Source organism: Actinomadura macrotermitis, assembly GCF_009604375.1.
GTDB lineage: Bacteria > Actinomycetota > Actinomycetes > Streptosporangiales > Streptosporangiaceae > Spirillospora > Spirillospora macrotermitis.
Genome location: NZ_WEGH01000001.1, coordinates 2,343,620 through 2,359,127, shown reverse-complemented (window position 1 = coordinate 2,359,127; position 15,508 = coordinate 2,343,620). Strand labels below are relative to the sequence as shown.

Here is a 15,508-nt window from a genome sequence, read left to right as displayed (position 1 = left end):
CAGCCTGTGCTTGGCCACGGCGTCCAGTTCGGGGCCAGCCAGGTCAGCGGGCTGGGCGAAGCAGGGACGGTCCGGCCGTGCCATTCTGGAGAGCATGAGGAGCGTCCTTGGGGGCGTTCGTGGTGTCGGCCGGGCCTGTCGGGGGCTCGGCCGTCCGCGTGTTGGGGTAGAGCAGGGTCACCAGGTCATGCGTGGGAATCTTGATCTTCCGGCCGAGGCGCAACACCCGCGTGAGCGTCCACTCGCCGCGCCGGATCAGTTCGTAGACCGTCCAGTCCGAGCAGTCCAGGACGTCGGCAGCCGTCTGCACATCGGTCGTGGGGCCGAGACCTTCGATCGCCTCGCGCGTCCACTTCGCGTTCATGGCTTGGACTCCCCGATGAAGGGGCGCAGGTTGGCGGCGAGCTCGTGAAGCCCGACGACCTGGGCGAGCCGCTGCAGGGCTTCCACGCTGAGCTGACGCTCGCCGCGCTCAACGCGGGAGAGGTGGGCAGGGTCGATGCCCGCCTGTGCTGCGGCCCGGCGGAGAGACAGCTGCTTGGCCTCGCGGGCCTGCTTCAGCAGAGATGAACCCTGCACAGGTGTTAGATCCACCATCATGCAGGCAAGGTTAGTGGGACGTGGCCAGGCAGGCAACACGGGTGTTCGGTTACCTTGCATGGATGTTGACTGTCGGTCTACGCTGCTCTTGTGTCAGAGACAACCGAACCGTTGACGGTCAACCAGGTGGTTGCGTACAACCTCGCTCGCGCCCGCAAGTTGAAGGGGTGGACGCAGGACGATACGGCGGTCCGGCTCAGCGAGGTGACCGGCCGGCGATGGACGAGCGCCACCCTCGGCGCGGCGGAACGGTCATGGCAGACCGGCCGGACACGCGAGTTCAACGCTAATGAGCTCGCAGCCTTCGCCAAGGTCTTCGAACAGCCCATCCCGTTCTTCTTCCTGCCGGTCGGCCTCGGCGATCCCCCAACGCCAGACGAATACCCCTGGTATCCCGACCCTGGCCCCTACGCGATGGGCAGTTCCGATCAGGAGGCGGCAACGATCAAAGCGAATGACCTGCTGCACAGTGCGCTCGCGACTGCACCCAACCCGGTCTTCGTTGCATTGGTTAACAAGGCTCTTGAGAAGTACAACCTCGTCTGGAGCCCGAGTCGGCTTGATTGGTACCGCCCGGAAGAGTGGTTTGACGGCGAGAAGATCGATAGGAGCCCTGCCCCTCTGGAAAATGAGATCGCACGGCGACTCCATGAGTTGCTGCGTCTGGTCGAGCCGGATAAGCCGGTGTTCCCTCCGCCGACCAATGCGTCTCCTAACGAAGATCCCCCTTTCTGACGAGTGGACCTTCCATGAAACCCTTCAAGGCGTGCTCGTGCCGCGACGAGACCGGCAAGCTGCTCGGGAAACAGTGCCCCGACCTGGACAAACGGCGCCACGGGAAGTGGTACGCCCGCTACGAGGCGCCCAAGGGCGCGGACGGCAAGCGGCGACAGCCGCGCATCGGCCCCTTCGACACCGAGACCGAATGCAAGGTCGAGTTGGGGAAGGTCGTCGGGCAGGCTGGCAAGAACGGCAAGGCGTATGACCGGAAGATCACCTTCGGTGAATACCTGGAGAAGCGGCACGCTTGGCGCGTCGCCGAGGCCGAGTCCGGCGAGGGCTTGAAGCGGTCGACGCTGAACACCGACCGCGAGGTCATCGACCTGTACCTGAAGCCGGGCCTCGGCCACCTCAAGCTCATGGGGCAGCTCGGTCAGGACCAGATCCGCGAGCTGTATACCGCCATGCGGCAGATCAACCGGCCGGCCGAAGAGAAGCGCCCCACCGAGATGTTGCGGCGCCTGCTCGCCGCGCGGGCGACGCTGAAGGGGGAGCGGTACTCCAACCGGCCGATCTCCGAGTCGCGCATCAAGCGCGTGCACATCGTGCTGAACGCCGCGCTCAACGACGCGGTGAAGGTCTCCAGAATCCTGGACGAGAACCCCGCCGAAGGGGTCTTCCGCAGCAAGGGCGGCGCCGCCCGCAAGGGCCGCGACAAGCCGCTGCTGTGGACGGACGAGCGCGTCCAGCACTGGGAGGAGACCGGCAAGGTCCCCGGCAAGGTGATGGTCTGGACGGCCGCGCAGTGCGGTGCGTTTCTGGACTTCGCCGAAGGCGACCGGCTGTACCCGCTGTGGCACCTGGGCGCCTACTGGGGGATGCGCCGCGGTGAACTGGTTGGCCTGGATCGGCCAGACCTCAGCACCGAGCGGCGCCGGCTGCACGTCCGCCAGGCGCAGCCCGACGACACCCTGGACGACGTGAAGTCCGAGGACTCCGACCGCGTCATCGTCTTCGACCAGCGCACCGCCGACGTGCTGAAGGCGTGGCGCAAGCGCCAGCTCGAAGAGCGCGTGATGTGGGGCGAGGCGTGGACGGACTCGGGGCGGGTCTTCACCCGCGAGGACGGGCAGCCGCTGCGGCCCGAAGGGGTCTCGCACCACTTCACGCGCCTGATCCGCCGGTACGGCAACATCCGCCGGCGGGCCGCGGACGGCTGGACGCGTGAGCAGATCATCGGCCGCACGCGCGTCACCGCGCACGAGGTCGAGGCCGCGCTGACCGGGCCGCCGCTGCCGCCCGTCCGGCTGCACGACCTGCGGCATGGCTCGGCCACGATGCTGCTCGCCGCCGGCGTTGACATGAAGGTCGTGAGCGAGATCCTCGGCCACGCCTCGTCAGCGTTCACCGCCGACGTGTACGCGGTCGTTGCGGAGGAGCTGGCCGAGGACGCGGCGACCAGGATCGCGGCGTTCGTGCCACGTCGGAACCGCGCGTAGGCCGTTTGTGCCATCAATGTGCCAACCAGGCCCGCGCCGACCCCCGAAATCGAGAACGGCCCCGGAGTGATCCGGGGCCGTTCTGCCTGTTCAGTGCCTCTTTCGAGGCCGGTGCCCCCGGCAGGATTCGAACCTGCGGCACCCGCTTTAGGAGAGCGGTGCTCTATCCCCTGAGCTACGGAGGCTGGGCGGTGTTCGACGCAAGAGCGTAGCGGACCGCACCTACAGGGTAGGGGAACGGGGCCGGTGATGCTCGCCCTTATGGGCGGGGCGGGGTGGTTTGCGGGTGGGCCACTAGGCCCAGAAGAGGCGAATCGGTACGCTTCGGTGCCGTGACGGGTCGGCATCGAGGGCAGGGACAGGTCGAGGGCGACCAGGGGAGCCGGAAGTGGCTCGCCTGGGCGGGCGGCGTGCTCGCCGTTCTCGTGCTGCTCGGCGTCGTGGCGTTCGGGATGCGGGGAGAGCCGGCGAAGACGCCCACCCAGCGGGTGGAGAGCACCGTGGCCGTGGCGCCGAAGGCGCCGGAGAGCCATCCGACGTTCGGGTCGTCCGTGCCGCCCAAGGCCAAGCCGAAGCCGCAGCCGACGCGGAAGGCCGAGCGGGCGCCGGTGAAGCCCAAGGCGAAGACCGCGCCCAAGCGGCGGGGCGGCCCGCCCACGCACGGCCGGCCCTGTCCCTGGGAGGGGCTCCCGTTCCTCGACAGGATGTGCCGCCGGCGCCGGTGAGGGCGGATGGACGCAAGCCACCGGTGAACCTGTAGTAACGTGCCTGCGGCCATGTGTAATTGGGCATCAGGAGGAAAACCACCGTGCCAACCCCCCGGTCGGCGGTGCTGACTGCGGTCTTCCTGGTGATGACGATGCTCGGCGCGACCCCCGGGCGGGCCACCGGCCCCGACGACTCGCTGGACGGACTGCGGCGCGAGGCCGCCAAGGCCCGGGCGGACCTGGAGAAGGCCACCGGGCAGATGGAGCAGCGCAGGCGGGAGCTTGAGCGCTCCCAGGACCGGCTCCGGCAGACCCTGAAGGACCTGGCGGCGGCCGAGGCCGACCTGGACCGGATCCGCGAGCCGCTGGCCCGGCTGGCGAACGCCACCTACCAGCAGCCCGGCGCGGCGGGGTCCATGGCGGTCTTCGGCGGCGGCGACCCGGCCCAGGCGCTGCGGTCGACGGCCGACCTGACCCATCTGGCGAGCGGCCAGCAGGAGCTGGTCAAGCGGGCGGGCGAGCTGCAGAAGCGCCGGCAGGACCTCGCGGCGAGCGCCCAGGACCTGCAGGCGCGCAACGCGGTCGAGCAGGCCAAGGTGCAAAAGCAGGTGGACGACCTCAAGGACCGGTCCGAGAAGATCACCCGGCAGCTCACCGCGCTGCTGGCCAAGGTGAGCCCGGACAAGCGGCTGGAGCTCGGCTGCGACCGCAGCCTCGCGGCCGGGGCCAAGCGGTTCCCCAACGGGCTGATCCCGGACAAGTACCTGTGCCCCCTCCCGCAGAAGGGGGCACAGCTGCGGGCCGACGCGGCGCTGGCCTTCTACAAGCTGAACGCCGCCTACCGGAAGCGGTTCGGGCACGCGATGTGCGTGACGTCCTCCTACCGGAGCCTGGCCGACCAGCACCGCGTCTACGCCGAGCGGCCCGGGTTCGCGGCGGTGCCGGGGACCAGCAACCACGGCAAGGGGCAGGCCGTCGACCTGTGCGGCGGGGTGCAGAACTCAGGGTCCGCCCAGTTCAACTGGATGGAGGCCAACTCCAAGCGGTTCGGGTGGCTGCACCCGGCCTGGGCCTACAGCAACCCGTTCGAGCCGTGGCACTGGGAGTACGGCACCGACGGAGACCGCTAGACCGGGGCCTCGGTGGCGGGCAGGACCTCGGAGGTGCAGTAGCGGCAGCGGCGGGCCTTGACGGGGATGTCGCTGAGGCACTGCGGGCACGGGCGCTCGGTGACGTCCTTGTGCCGGTCCAGCCGCTCGATGATCTTGGCGGTGGGCAGCACCACGATGAAGTAGACGATCGCGGACGTGATGAAGAACGTGATCGCCGAGGTGACGAAGATCCCGTAGGGGAACGTGGTGTCGTTGATCTTGACGGACAGCCGGGTGTAGTCGGGCTCGCCGCCGAGCAGGGAGATCAGCGGCGCGATGAACGATTTCGTGAAGTCGGTGACCAGCGAGGCGAAGGCGGCTCCCACGACGACCGCGACGGCCAGGTCCACCAGGTTCCCCCGGAAGAGGAACTTCTTAAAACCGCCCATGGGCGTACTCCTGCGTAGGTAGGGGGTCGTGTTACGCCGACCCCCTACCCGGCGCGGCGGGCTTCATGACCGGTCATGCGGGAACGAGCGAAGAGGTGCAGAACCTGCACCTGGTCGCCTTGACGGGAACCTCGGACCTGCATTCGGGGCATTCGCGCTCGCCGGCCTCCTCGGCCCGGGTGAGCCGTTCGAGCAGCTTGGTCGTGGGCAGCACGACGAGGAAGTAGACGACGGCGGCGATGATCAGGAACGAGATCGCGGCGGTGATGAAGACGCCGTAGGGGAACTTCGTGCCGCCGATCGTCACGGCCAGGCCGCTGAAGTCCGGCTGGCCGCCGATGAGGGCGATCAGCGGCTCGATGAACGACTTGACGAGCGCGTTGACCAGCCCGGTGAAGGCCGCGCCGATGACCACCGCGACGGCCAGCTCGATCAGGTTGCCGCGCAGCAGGAACTTCTTGAAGCCGCTCATGGACACCTCTGTCAGTGACTTTTTGCGATCAGAGAGTAACCCTCCGAGGTTATCAATGCCCGCCGACGGTCACCGAGAGAACGGCGCCGGCGCCCGCGAGGGCGGCCGCCTCGTCCCGGCCGGTGGCCAGCACGACCAGGGCGCCGCGCTCCCCGCCGGGCGGCGACCGCGGGATCGCCAGGACGGGCACGCCGGAGACCAGCAGCCGGGCGCGCCCGCCCGCCGGGGCGGCCAGCACGTCCACCCGGTCGCCGGGCCGCAGCAGGCGGACCGAGTCCGCGTCGGCGATCCGCACCGGCGCCGCGACCGTGCCGGGCCCGTGGCCGCGCAGCAGCCCGTCGCCGAGGACCCGCGCGCTGGTGAAGGGCTCGCCGCGGCGCATGGGCCCCGTCAGCACCCGGCCCGCCGGGGCGCGGAGCAGCCCGTCGGGGACCGCCGCGGGCGGCAGGGCGACGGTCCGCAGGTCGGCGGCCCGCACCCGGGCCCCGGCCGGCAGGTCCCGGGCGGCCGCCACCACCGGCACCGCCGGAGGCGGGGGCGGCCGCAGCGCCAGCAGGCCGAACCCGGCCGCCGCCGCGGCGAACAGCGCCGCCAGCCCCCGGCGCCGCCGCCCCAGCGCCACGCCCACGGTCCCGCCCACGGTCCCGCTCACGGGAGTTCCAGGGGGAGCTCCAGGTCGTCCAGGGCGTGGGGGCAGGGGCAGGCGCGGTCGGCGGGCAGGGCCTTGATGACGTCGGCCACCAGGTCGCGCAGGCGGGTCATGTTCGCGCCGAACACCCGCAGCACCTCCTGGTGCGTGACGCCCTCGCCCTCCTCGATGCCGGCGTCCAGGTCGGTGACCAGGCAGAGGGGGGTGTAGCAGAGGGCCAGCTCGCGGGCGAGGACGGCCTCGGGGTGGCCCGTCATGCCGACCAGGGTCCAGCCCTGCGCGGCGAACCAGCGGGACTCGGCGCGGGTGGAGAACCGGGGGCCCTCGATGACGACGAGGGTGCCGCCGTCGACGGGCTCCCAGCCGGCCGTGCGGGCCGCGGCGACGGCGGTGCGGCGGCCCGCCGGGCAGTAGGGGTCGGCGAAGGACACGTGGACGGCCGCGCCCTCGTCGTAGTAGGTCTGCGCGCGGCCCGAGGTGCGGTCGATGAGCTGGTCGGGGACGGCCAGCGCGCCCGGCCCGAGGCCGGGGGTGAGGGAGCCGACCGCGCTCGGGGCGAGGACGGTGCGCACGCCCAGGGAGCGCAGCGCCCACAGGTTGGCCCGGTAGGGGATCTTGTGGGGCGGGAAGCGGTGGTCGCGGCCGTGCCGGGGCAGGAAGGCGACCCGGCGGCCGGCCAGCTCCCCGATCGCGACCGGGTCGCTGGGCGGGCCGTAGGGGGTGTCGATCCGGACCTCCTCGACGTCGTCGAGGAAGGAGTAGAAGCCCGAGCCGCCGATGACGCCGATCTCGGCGTTGGTAGTGGTCATGCCGCCGACCCTAGCCAGCCGCGGCGGGCGTCCGGCAGGTGCGGCGGCGGCTGTGGATAACTTCGGGGGACCGGGCCGATGATCTTGGACGGCGGAGCCGGGACCCGGTCGCGGCGGGCCGTCCCGGCGTCCGCCTGGTTGCGTCCGCATGAACACGGAGTGTCACGGGAAGGAAGCCGAACGCGGTCACTTCGGGGTTTCGGGGGCGGAAGTGCACGTCGTGGTGTGGCGGGCGGCGGCCTTGCTGCTGCGGTATCCGGACCAGCGGTTCTACGACCGCCGGCCGATGCTGCGCGCCGCCGTCCGCGACCTGCCGGACGGGCCCGCGAGCCGCGGCCTGGAGCTCTTCCTGGACCATGTGGACCGGACGCCGCCGCTCCGCCTCGCCGTGCACTACCTGGAGGTGTGCCGGGGGGAGGGGCTGCGCCTCGCGCGCTACGCCGACCGGGCGTGCCGGGAGGGCGTCCTCGCGCGGCTGCCCGACTACTACCGGATGGCGGGCCACGAGGCCGACGGCGAGCGGCCCGACCTGCTGCCGGTCATGCTGGAGTACGCCGCCCTGTGCGCGGACGACTGGCTGCTGCTGGCGAACAGGGCCGCGCTGGAACGCCTGCACCTGGCCCTGCTCGCCCGGGGAACACCGTATGCCGCCCCCGTCGGCGCGGTGTGCGCGACAGTGGGGGCGGCGGGTCAGGCGACCTTCTCCGACGAGGACGAGCCCGTGCTCGCGGGCTTGGCGGCGGAGCCGGAGTCCCCCGAACCGGAGGAGGCCGGGGCGGAGTCGGCCTTGGCCGCGCCGCCGGAGTCCTTGGCGCCGGAGTCCTTGGCGGTGCTGCTGCCGTTCGAGGCGCCGGCCGTCGAGGACGACTTGCCCGAGCCACGGCTGTCGGTGCGGTAGAAGCCCGACCCCTTGAAGATGATCCCCGCCGCGGAGAAGACCTTGCGCAGCTTGCCCTCGCACGCCGGGCATTCGGTCAGCGCGTCGTCGCTGAACTTCTGCACGACCTCGAGAGGCTCGCCGCACTCGGTGCAAACGTACTGATACGTCGGCACGGTTCCTCCTCGCTGCATCAGCCCGGACGACCCAGGCTGGCACTCTTCCAAGACGACTGCTAATGGTACCGATAACTGCAACAGCTCGCGCCCCCGGCGTTGTTCCCCGGGGCCGCCCGCCCCCGGACCGGCGGATCGCACCGGCCCGAGGATACGAGACGACGGTCAGGCCCCGGACTCGCCGAACCAGCCGGCCAGCTTGCCGCGCCTGCTGACGGCGCGCAGCCGCCGCTCGGTGGCCTCGCGCACCTGGTCGGTGGTGACCACCAGCAGGGTGTCGCCCGCGCGCAGCGCGGTGGTCGGGCCCGGCACGAAGCTCTCGCCGTCGCGCACCACCAGCGTGATCGAGGCGCCCTGCGGCAGCCGCAGCTCGAAGATCTCCACGCCGTTCAGCAGGGAGTCGGGGGGCACCGAGATCTCCAGCAGGTCGGCGTGCAGCTGCTCCAGCGGCGCGGCCTCCACGCCGAGGTCGCGGGCCCGCTCGTCGCCCTTCAGCCGGCACCAGCGCGCCACCAGCGGCAGCGTCGGCCCCTGCAGCAGGGTGAACACCACCACGATGACGAACACGATGGAGAACAGCCTGCTGGCGCCGGGCACGTGGCTGACCATGGGGATGGTGGCCAGCACGATCGGCACCGCGCCGCGCAGCCCGGCCCAGGAGGCGAACGCCTTCTCGCCCCAGGACATCTTGAACCCGATCGTGGACAGCGCCACCGACAGGGGCCGGGCTATCAGCAGCAGCACGAAGCCGATGACGAGGGCGGGCAGCAGCTGCCCGGGCAGCTCGTCGGGGGAGGCGAGCAGGCCGAGCATCACGAACAGCCCGATCTGGGCGAGCCAGGCGACGCCCTCGGTGAAGCCGCGGGTGGCGGGCCCGTGCGGCAGCCGGGAGTTGCCGAGCACGAGGGCGCTCAGGTAGACGGCGAGGAAGCCGCTGGCGTGCAGGTGGACCGCGGCGCCGTAGGAGCCGACGATCATCGACAGCACCGCGATCGGGTAGAGGCCGGAGGCGGGCAGCGCGATGCGGCGCAGCGCGCCGGCGCCGGCCCAGCCGATCGCGATGCCGATCAGGCCGCCCGCGATCAGCTCGTAGACCATCACGCCGAACAGCGCGAACAGGTTCGGCACGGCCGCGTGCGGGACGCTGAGGGTGACCACGATGATCACCACGGGGGCGTCGTTGAACCCCGACTCGGCCTCCAGCAGGCCGGTCAGCCGGGACGGCAGCGGCAGTCGGCGCAGCACCGAGAACACCGCGGCGGCGTCGGTCGGGGCGAGCACGGCGGCCAGCAGGAACGCCAGTTGCCAGTCCATGCCGAGCAGCAGCATGGCGGCGCCCGCGACGACGCCGATGCTGATGAGCGTGCCGATGGTGGAGACCGACAGGGCGGCCGGCACCGACGGGCGCACGCGCCGCCAGTCGGTGGTGATGCCGCCCTCGGCCAGGATCAGCACGAGCGCGGCGATGCCGAGGACCTCGGCGAGGTGGTAGTTCTCGAAGCGGACGTGGAACGGGCCGCCCTCGCCGATGAACAGGCCGATGGCCATGTAGGCGAGCAGGGTCGGCAGACCCGCCCGGTGGGACAGCCGCACCGCGGCGATGGCGCACAGTACGAGGATGGATCCGAGGAGTAGCCAGGTTTCGAGCCGCACATCCCTCCTTGGATGGAGTCGGGAGCAAGGGATCGTTTAGTGATCCTATAGATTCGGCGCCCGAACTCATACTTTCAGTGACCGATCGGGACGGTCAGGGCCGCGGTCAGTGGCGTTCGACCAGCGGATTCACGCCGTTCACCACGTTGACGACCGGTTTCCCGGCCAGCACCGCCGCGATGTTGTCGCGCATCGCCGCGACCATGTTCAGCTGTGCCTGCCCGGTGCCGCCCGCGGTATGCGGGGACAGCAGCACGTTCTCGTGCGCGCGCAGGGGGTGGTCCGGCTCCAGCGGTTCGGACTCGAAGACGTCCAGGGCCGCGCCCGCGAGCCGGCCCGACTCCAGCGCCGCCAGCACGTCGGCGTCCGGGGCGATGCCGCCGCGCGCCACGTTCACCAGCAGCGCGCCCTGCGGCAGCAGCGCCAGGCGCTCGGCGCCGATGAGCCCGCGCGTCTCGGGAGTCAGCGGCAGCGCCAGGACGAGCAGATCGGAGCCGGCGAGCAGGTCGTCGAGCTCGCGGTATACCGCGACGGCGTCCGGACGGGGCCGCCGCGTCCAGTACGAGACGGGCGCGCCGAGCGCGGTGAACAGCCGGGCGGCCTCGGCGCCGATCGCGCCGTATCCGACGATGCCGACGCGCTGGGTGTGCAGTTCGCGGGTGCCGCGCGCCAGGATCTCCAGCTGCGGCCACCCGCCGGCGCGCACGGCGCGGTCGCTCCAGGCCAGGTGCCGGCAGAGCGCGAACGCCGCGCCGACGGCCCACTCGGCGACCGCGCGGGCGTTGGAGCCCGCGGTGTTGGCGACCGGCACCCCTGCCGCCGCCAGCGCGCCGGTGTCGACGGTGTCGGTGCCGACGCCCGGCGTCTGCACGAACGCCAGGCGGGGCGCGGCGGCGACGGCGGCGGCGTCCAGCGCCAGCTCGCCGGTGAAGTCGCTGACGACCAGGTCGGCGTCCGCCAGCGCGGCGTGCAGCCCGGCGCGGTCGCGGGAGGCGGGGAAGACCACTTCCAGCTCGTCGCCGAGCGGCTCGAACAGCCCGCGTACCAGGCCTTCGTCCAAGGGCGGCAGGGCGAGCATCCGCCACGTCGGGGTCATCGGCCTGCCTCCCTAAAGGGGATCGAGGGGGGTCAGGCGAACCGTACCAAGCCCTGCGAAGGGGTCAGCGCGGCACGTACCCGCTGATCGTGCGGCTCGGCCGGGAGCACGTCGACCAGCTCGGCGTCGTAGACCGGCGCGACGGTCAGGATCGCCGGGCCGACCCGGGCGAGGGCCCGGTCGTAGGAGCCGCCGCCGCGGCCGAGGCGCATGCCGGTGCGGTCCACCGCGACCGCCGGGACGAGCACCACGTCGGCGCTCGCGACGGCGCCGGGCCCGCGCGGCTTCTCGGTCGGCTGCAGCAGGCCGCGCGGGCCGGGCGCCAGGGAGTCGGGGCCCTCGTAGGACGCCCAGTCCAGGTCGCCGTCGGGTAGCAGCAGGGGGAGCAGCACGTAAGCGCCGCGCTTCCACAGGGCGAACAGCAGGCTGCGGGTGTCGGGCTCGTCCCCGATGGAGACGTAGGCCGCGATCGTCCCGCCCATCTCCACTTCGGGGACCGCCAGCAGCTCATCGCGCATGGAGCGCGCCGCCGCCGCGCGGGTGTCCGCGCCCAGGGCGGCGCGCGCGCTGAGCAGCCGTGACCGCATCATGGACTTCGAAAGGATGTCGTGCACGCTGGAGTCCTCAGGGGTGACTAGGGTCTCTACATGGCCGATCACGCACCAGTACTCAAGGCCGTCGTCCCCGCGGCGGGCCTCGGTACCCGATTCTTGCCCGCCACCAAGGCGACGCCCAAGGAAATGCTCCCGATCGTCGACAAGCCCGCGATCCAGTATGTCGTCGAGGAGGCGGTGGACGCGGGGCTCACCGACGTCCTGATGATCACCGGACGGAACAAGCGCTCCATCGAGGACCACTTCGACCGCGCCTACGAGCTCGAGGAGACCCTGGACGCCAAGGGGGACACCGAGCGGCTGGCCGCGGTGCGCGAGTCGGCCGACCTGGCGATCATGCACTACGTCCGGCAGGGCGAGCCGCGCGGCCTCGGCCACGCGGTGTACTGCGCGCGCCAGCACGTGGGCCGCGAGCCGTTCGCGGTGCTGCTCGGCGACGACATGATCGACGCCCGCGACGACCTGCTCAAGCGCATGATCGAGGTGCGCGGCCGGTACGGCGGCAGCGTGGTGGCGCTGATGGAGGTCGAGCCCGACCAGGTGTCGTCCTACGGCTGCGCGGCCATCGAGGGCACGGACGAGGACGACGTCGTGCGGATCACCGACCTGGTGGAGAAGCCGGCCGTCGACGAGGCGCCCAGCAACTGGATCATCATCGGCCGCTACGTGTGCGCCCCCGAGGTGTTCGACGTGCTGGAGAAGACCCCGCCCGGCCGCGGCGGCGAGATCCAGCTGACCGACGCGCTGCGCACCCTCGCCGACATGCCCGCCGACCAGGGCGGCGGCGTGTACGGGGTGAAGTTCCGGGGCCGCCGCTACGACACCGGCAACAAGCTGGAGTACCTGCGCACCGTGGTGCAGTTCGCCTCCGAGCGCGAGGACCTGGCGGGCGAGTTCATGCCGTGGCTGCGCGAGTTCGTCCGCACGCACGACGGCGCGTGACCGGCCGCCGGACGAGCCGTCGCACGGGGGGAACGTGGGCATGAGAACGGTCGACGAGCATCTCGCGGACATCCTGAAGAGCGTGCCGGTGCTGGCGCCGCTGGAGCTGGCGCTGCTGGAGGCCGAGGGCGCGGTCCTCGCCGAGCCCGTCGCCGCGCCGGTGCCGCTGCCGCCGTTCGACAACTCGGCGATGGACGGCTACGCCGTCGTCGCCGCCGACATCGCGGCCGCCACCGAGGCCGCGCCCGCGGTGCTGCCGGTGATCGGCGACATCGCCGCGGGCGACGCGGGCGTGTCGGCGATCCGGCCCGGCCTGACCGCGCGGATCATGACCGGGGCGCCGCTGCCGGCGGGCGCCGACGCGGTCGTCCCGGTCGAGTGGACCGACGGCGGCACCGCGACGGTGCGGATCACCCGCCCGGCGCCGCCGGGCCACTACATCCGCCGGGCGGGCGAGGACGTGCTGGCCGGGCAGATCGTCGCCGCGCCGGGCACCCGGCTCGGCGCCGCGCAGCTGGGCATGCTCGCCGCCGTCGGCCGGCCCCGCGCGCTGGTGCGGCCGCGGCCGCGCGTGGTGGTGCTGTCGACCGGCAGCGAGCTGCGCGAGCCCGGCGAGGAGCTCGCGCCCGGCCAGATCTGGGACTCCAACAGCTTCATGCTCACCGCCGCGGTGACCGAGGCGGGCGGCGTCGGCTACCGGGAGACCACGGTCGGCGACGACCCGGGCCAGGTGCTGCGGTCGCTGGAGGACCAGCTCGCGCGGGCCGACGCGGTCGTCACCTCCGGCGGGGTGTCGATGGGCGCCCGCGACGTCGTCAAGGAGGTGCTGACCGGCCAGGGGACCGTGCAGTTCCACAAGGTGGCGATGCGCCCCGGCAAGCCGCAGGGGTTCGGGCTGCTGCAGGGCACGCCGGTTTTCACGCTGCCCGGCAACCCGGTCAGCGCCTACATCTCCTTCCAGGTCTTCGTGCGGCCCGCCCTGCGCGCGATGCAGGGCCTGCCGCCCGACCCGCTGCCCACCGTGACCGCGCAGCTGACGCAGGAGGTGCGCTCCCCGGCCGGGATCCGGCACTACCTGCGCGCGCGCTTGGAGTTCGCCGGCGACCGCTACCGGGTCACCCCCGCCGAGGGGCAGGGCTCGCACCAGCTGGCCTCGCTGGCGGCCGCCGACGCGATCATCGTGCTGCCCGCCGGCGTCGAGGCCATGGCCGCCGGCGCCCACGTCGAGGTGATGAGGTTGCCGTCATGAGCGCCACCGGTTCGGAGTTCGCCGAGTTCAGCCATCTGGACGACAAGGGCGCGGCGCGCATGGTGGACGTGTCCGCCAAGGACGCCGTCGCCCGCTCGGCCACCGCCACCGGCCTGGTCCGGCTGTCGGCCGCGTGCGTGGCCGCGCTGCGGGCCGGCGAGGTGCCGAAGGGCGACGCGCTGTCGGTCGCCCGGATCGCCGGGATCATGGGGGCCAAGCGCACTCCGGACCTGGTCCCGCTGTGCCACCCGATCGCGCTGCACGGCGTCACGGTGGACCTGGAGGTGCGCGACGAGGGCGTGGCGATCCGCGCCGTCACCCGCACCGCGGACCGCACCGGCGTGGAGATGGAGGCGCTGACCTCGGTCACCGTCGCCGCGCTCGCGCTGATCGACATGGTGAAGGCGCTGGACCCCGCCGCGGTGATCACCGACGTGCGGGTGGAGGAGAAGATCGGCGGCAAGACCGGCGTGTGGCGCCGCCCGGAGGGGGACCGATGATCCGCGCGATGGCCGTGACCGTCTCCAACCGCGCCGCGGCCGGCGTCTACGCCGACACCTCCGGGCCGGTCCTGGTGGAGCTGCTGGAGGACGCCGGCTGCCAGGTCGACGGGCCGGTCGTCGTCCCCGACGGCGCGCCCGTCACCGAGGTGCTGCGCGACGCGGTGGCCTCGGGCTACGACGTGGTCGTCACCAGCGGCGGCACCGGCCTCACCCCGATGGACGAGACGCCCGAGCGGACCCGGCCGCTGCTGGACCGGGAGATCCCCGGCATCGCCGAGGCGATCCGGCTGCAGGGGCGCGCGGCGGTGCCGACCTCGATCCTGTCGCGCGGCGTCGCGGGCGTCGCGGGCCGCACGCTGATCGTGAACCTGCCGGGGTCGACGGGCGGGGTGCGCGACGGCATGGAGGTCCTCACGCCGGTGCTGCGGCACGCGGTCGACCAGATCGGCGGCGGCGACCACCCGCGTCCCGACGACGGCGTGGAACTGTGAGTTCGCGCGCTCGTTCCTGCGCGTTCACGGGCGGTTCCGCGCGCCGCTTTGCGTGATCGCCGGGGTCAGGCGCGGATGACCTGGACGCCGGCGTCGGTGAACTCCTCCACCGCCGACTGCGCCACGGTGCCGTCGGTGACCAGCACGTCGATCCGCGCGACGTCGCAGATCCGGGCGAAGGCGCGGCGGCCGACCTTGGAGCCGTCGGCGACGACCACGACCCGCTCGGCCCGCTCGGCCATCAGCCGGTTCACGTCGGCCTCGCCCTCGTTGTGGCAGGTCGCGCCGTGCCGGGCGTCGACGCCGTTGACGCCGAGCACGGCCACGTCCAGCGTCACGTGGTCGAAGATGCAGGTGGCCAGGGGCCCGGTCAGCTCGTAGGACTGCGGGCGCGGCACCCCGCCGGTCAGCACGATCTTCACGTGCGGGCGGACGGCCAGCTCGTTGCCGATGTTGAGGGCGTTGGTGACGATCGTCAGCGCGGGCGCGCCGCCCTCGGCGTGCAGGTCGGCGCGGGTGGCCAGCACCCGGGCCACCTCGGAGGTGGTGGTGCCGCCGTTCAGCCCGATGATCGACCCGGGCCGGGCCAGCTCGGCCGTCGCGGCGGCGATGCGCTGCTTCTCCGAGGCGTGCCGGGCGCTCTTGTAGCGGAGCGGCAGGTCGTAGCTGACGCTCTGCGCCACCGCCCCGCCGCGGGTGCGGGTGAGCATCTGCTGCTGGGCGAGCTGGTCGAAGTCGCGCCGGATGGTGGCCGCCGAGACGGCCATCCGGGCCGCGGCCTCCTCGACGGTCAGCTGGCCGGCGCCCGAGAGCAGCTCGAGCAGTGCGTTCCAGCGCTCGTGCCGGGTCAGCCCGGCCCCCTTGTTCACCACGGTCACGCCACGATTCTAGCCCTGCGCGCCCTTGTTCCT

The 15,508-nt window shown here is 72.4% G+C and carries 19 protein-coding genes, 1 tRNA gene and 1 pseudogene; 9 read left to right on the top strand and 12 right to left on the bottom strand.

Annotated features, from left to right (window positions below; all coding sequences use genetic code 11):
* Positions 1–43 precede the first annotated feature (43 nt).
* Together ACRB68_RS10820 and ACRB68_RS10815 are read right to left on the bottom strand one after the other, a co-directional pair.
* Positions 44–364, bottom strand: a complete 321-nt coding sequence (locus ACRB68_RS10820) for a helix-turn-helix domain-containing protein (RefSeq protein ID WP_194293242.1) — start codon at positions 362–364, stop codon at positions 44–46.
* A complete protein-coding gene (locus ACRB68_RS10815; protein WP_194293241.1) occupies positions 361–600 on the bottom strand; it encodes a helix-turn-helix domain-containing protein in 240 nt (79 codons plus the stop codon). The genes ACRB68_RS10820 and ACRB68_RS10815 overlap by 4 nt, the downstream gene beginning before the upstream one ends.
* 90 nt (positions 601–690) lie before the next feature.
* On the opposite strand from ACRB68_RS10815, the gene ACRB68_RS10810 reads away from it, so the two are divergent.
* On the top strand, positions 691–1,335 hold the full coding sequence (locus ACRB68_RS10810; RefSeq protein ID WP_153531934.1) for a helix-turn-helix transcriptional regulator: 645 nt from the start codon (positions 691–693) through the stop codon (positions 1,333–1,335).
* Between the two features lie 14 nt (positions 1,336–1,349).
* Positions 1,350–2,819: a tyrosine-type recombinase/integrase gene (locus ACRB68_RS10805; RefSeq protein ID WP_153531933.1), complete on the top strand. Its 1,470-nt coding sequence runs from the start codon at positions 1,350–1,352 to the stop codon at positions 2,817–2,819.
* Between the two features lie 112 nt (positions 2,820–2,931).
* Here ACRB68_RS10805 and ACRB68_RS10800 read toward each other — a convergent pair.
* A tRNA-Arg gene (locus ACRB68_RS10800) sits at positions 2,932–3,004 on the bottom strand.
* Between the two features lie 147 nt (positions 3,005–3,151).
* On the opposite strand from ACRB68_RS10800, the gene ACRB68_RS10795 reads away from it, so the two are divergent.
* Together ACRB68_RS10795 and ACRB68_RS10790 are read left to right on the top strand one after the other, a co-directional pair.
* Complete coding sequence (locus ACRB68_RS10795; protein WP_153531932.1) at positions 3,152–3,544, top strand: hypothetical protein; 393 nt, start codon at positions 3,152–3,154, stop codon at positions 3,542–3,544.
* An 83-nt stretch (positions 3,545–3,627) separates the two neighbouring features.
* Positions 3,628–4,656 carry a D-alanyl-D-alanine carboxypeptidase family protein gene (locus ACRB68_RS10790; RefSeq protein ID WP_328594017.1) on the top strand — a complete coding sequence of 343 codons (1,029 nt, stop codon included), beginning with the start codon at positions 3,628–3,630 and terminating at the stop codon, positions 4,654–4,656.
* Here ACRB68_RS10790 and mscL (ACRB68_RS10785) read toward each other — a convergent pair.
* The 4 genes from mscL (ACRB68_RS10785) to ACRB68_RS10770 form a co-directional block, all read right to left on the bottom strand.
* Positions 4,653–5,066 (bottom strand): large conductance mechanosensitive channel protein MscL, encoded by a 414-nt coding sequence (mscL, locus tag ACRB68_RS10785; protein WP_153531931.1) that lies wholly within the window; start codon positions 5,064–5,066, stop codon positions 4,653–4,655. The genes ACRB68_RS10790 and mscL (ACRB68_RS10785) overlap by 4 nt on opposite strands.
* A gap of 73 nt (positions 5,067–5,139) precedes the next feature.
* Positions 5,140–5,538, bottom strand: coding sequence for a large conductance mechanosensitive channel protein MscL (gene mscL / locus ACRB68_RS10780; protein WP_153531930.1), 399 nt, complete (start codon positions 5,536–5,538; stop codon positions 5,140–5,142).
* 52 nt (positions 5,539–5,590) lie between these two features.
* Entirely contained in the window at positions 5,591–6,190 is a 600-nt protein-coding gene (locus ACRB68_RS10775) for an SAF domain-containing protein (RefSeq protein WP_328594016.1), read from the bottom strand.
* The gene (locus ACRB68_RS10770) at positions 6,187–6,996 is read right to left on the bottom strand and encodes an S-methyl-5'-thioadenosine phosphorylase (RefSeq protein ID WP_153531929.1); all 810 of its coding nucleotides are present in this window, start codon (positions 6,994–6,996) and stop codon (positions 6,187–6,189) included. Before ACRB68_RS10770 ends, ACRB68_RS10775 begins: the two co-directional genes overlap by 4 nt.
* A 211-nt stretch (positions 6,997–7,207) precedes the next feature.
* On the opposite strand from ACRB68_RS10770, the gene ACRB68_RS42955 reads away from it, so the two are divergent.
* On the top strand, positions 7,208–7,894 hold the full coding sequence (locus ACRB68_RS42955) for a nitrate reductase molybdenum cofactor assembly chaperone (RefSeq protein WP_456356033.1): 687 nt from the start codon (positions 7,208–7,210) through the stop codon (positions 7,892–7,894).
* 62 nt (positions 7,895–7,956) lie between these two features.
* Here ACRB68_RS42955 and ACRB68_RS42950 read toward each other — a convergent pair.
* The 4 genes and pseudogenes from ACRB68_RS42950 to ACRB68_RS10750 all read right to left on the bottom strand — a co-directional run.
* Positions 7,957–8,067 (bottom strand): annotated as a pseudogene (locus ACRB68_RS42950) (FmdB family zinc ribbon protein); the annotation flags it as partial.
* A 147-nt stretch (positions 8,068–8,214) separates the two neighbouring features.
* Positions 8,215–9,702, bottom strand: a complete 1,488-nt coding sequence (locus ACRB68_RS10760) for a potassium/proton antiporter (RefSeq protein WP_328594014.1) — start codon at positions 9,700–9,702, stop codon at positions 8,215–8,217.
* Between the two features lie 106 nt (positions 9,703–9,808).
* Positions 9,809–10,798: an NAD(P)-dependent oxidoreductase gene (locus ACRB68_RS10755; protein ID WP_153531927.1), complete on the bottom strand. Its 990-nt coding sequence runs from the start codon at positions 10,796–10,798 to the stop codon at positions 9,809–9,811.
* Between the two features lie 32 nt (positions 10,799–10,830).
* Positions 10,831–11,412 carry a 5-formyltetrahydrofolate cyclo-ligase gene (locus ACRB68_RS10750; RefSeq protein ID WP_328594013.1) on the bottom strand — a complete coding sequence of 194 codons (582 nt, stop codon included), beginning with the start codon at positions 11,410–11,412 and terminating at the stop codon, positions 10,831–10,833.
* Between the two features lie 33 nt (positions 11,413–11,445).
* Here ACRB68_RS10750 and galU point away from each other — a divergent pair, with 33 nt between their 5' ends.
* From galU to ACRB68_RS10730, 4 genes are read left to right on the top strand one after another with little or no spacing between them, the layout of a single operon-like run.
* Positions 11,446–12,354, top strand: coding sequence for a UTP--glucose-1-phosphate uridylyltransferase GalU (galU, locus tag ACRB68_RS10745; protein WP_153531926.1), 909 nt, complete (start codon positions 11,446–11,448; stop codon positions 12,352–12,354).
* Positions 12,355–12,394: 40 nt separating this feature from the next.
* The gene (gene glp / locus ACRB68_RS10740) at positions 12,395–13,603 is read left to right on the top strand and encodes a molybdotransferase-like divisome protein Glp (RefSeq protein WP_153531925.1); all 1,209 of its coding nucleotides are present in this window, start codon (positions 12,395–12,397) and stop codon (positions 13,601–13,603) included.
* A complete protein-coding gene (gene moaC / locus ACRB68_RS10735; protein ID WP_153531924.1) occupies positions 13,600–14,103 on the top strand; it encodes a cyclic pyranopterin monophosphate synthase MoaC in 504 nt (167 codons plus the stop codon). The genes glp and moaC overlap by 4 nt, the downstream gene beginning before the upstream one ends.
* Positions 14,104–14,111: 8 nt before the next feature.
* Positions 14,112–14,597 carry a MogA/MoaB family molybdenum cofactor biosynthesis protein gene (locus ACRB68_RS10730; protein WP_235958825.1) on the top strand — a complete coding sequence of 162 codons (486 nt, stop codon included), beginning with the start codon at positions 14,112–14,114 and terminating at the stop codon, positions 14,595–14,597.
* A gap of 65 nt (positions 14,598–14,662) precedes the next feature.
* On the opposite strand, the gene ACRB68_RS10725 is transcribed toward ACRB68_RS10730, so the two are convergent.
* Positions 14,663–15,475 carry a DeoR/GlpR family DNA-binding transcription regulator gene (locus ACRB68_RS10725; RefSeq protein WP_328594012.1) on the bottom strand — a complete coding sequence of 271 codons (813 nt, stop codon included), beginning with the start codon at positions 15,473–15,475 and terminating at the stop codon, positions 14,663–14,665.
* Between the last annotated feature and the right edge of the window lie 33 nt (positions 15,476–15,508).

Excerpts from the sequence above, each read along its gene's own strand:
- ACRB68_RS10820 (WP_194293242.1), bottom strand. The coding sequence starts at position 364 with ATGAACGCGAAGTGGACGCGCGAGGCGATCGAAGGTCTCGGCCCCACG.
- ACRB68_RS10815 (WP_194293241.1), bottom strand. The coding sequence starts at position 600 with ATGATGGTGGATCTAACACCTGTGCAGGGTTCATCTCTGCTGAAGCAG.
- ACRB68_RS10805 (WP_153531933.1), top strand. The coding sequence starts at position 1,350 with ATGAAACCCTTCAAGGCGTGCTCGTGCCGCGACGAGACCGGCAAGCTG.
- mscL (WP_153531931.1), bottom strand. The coding sequence starts at position 5,066 with ATGGGCGGTTTTAAGAAGTTCCTCTTCCGGGGGAACCTGGTGGACCTG.
- mscL (WP_153531930.1), bottom strand. The coding sequence starts at position 5,538 with ATGAGCGGCTTCAAGAAGTTCCTGCTGCGCGGCAACCTGATCGAGCTG.
- ACRB68_RS10770 (WP_153531929.1), bottom strand. The coding sequence starts at position 6,996 with ATGACCACTACCAACGCCGAGATCGGCGTCATCGGCGGCTCGGGCTTC.
- ACRB68_RS10755 (WP_153531927.1), bottom strand. The coding sequence starts at position 10,798 with ATGACCCCGACGTGGCGGATGCTCGCCCTGCCGCCCTTGGACGAAGGC.
- galU (WP_153531926.1), top strand. The coding sequence starts at position 11,446 with ATGGCCGATCACGCACCAGTACTCAAGGCCGTCGTCCCCGCGGCGGGC.
- glp (WP_153531925.1), top strand. The coding sequence starts at position 12,395 with ATGAGAACGGTCGACGAGCATCTCGCGGACATCCTGAAGAGCGTGCCG.
- moaC (WP_153531924.1), top strand. The coding sequence starts at position 13,600 with ATGAGCGCCACCGGTTCGGAGTTCGCCGAGTTCAGCCATCTGGACGAC.
- ACRB68_RS10730 (WP_235958825.1), top strand. The coding sequence starts at position 14,112 with ATGGCCGTGACCGTCTCCAACCGCGCCGCGGCCGGCGTCTACGCCGAC.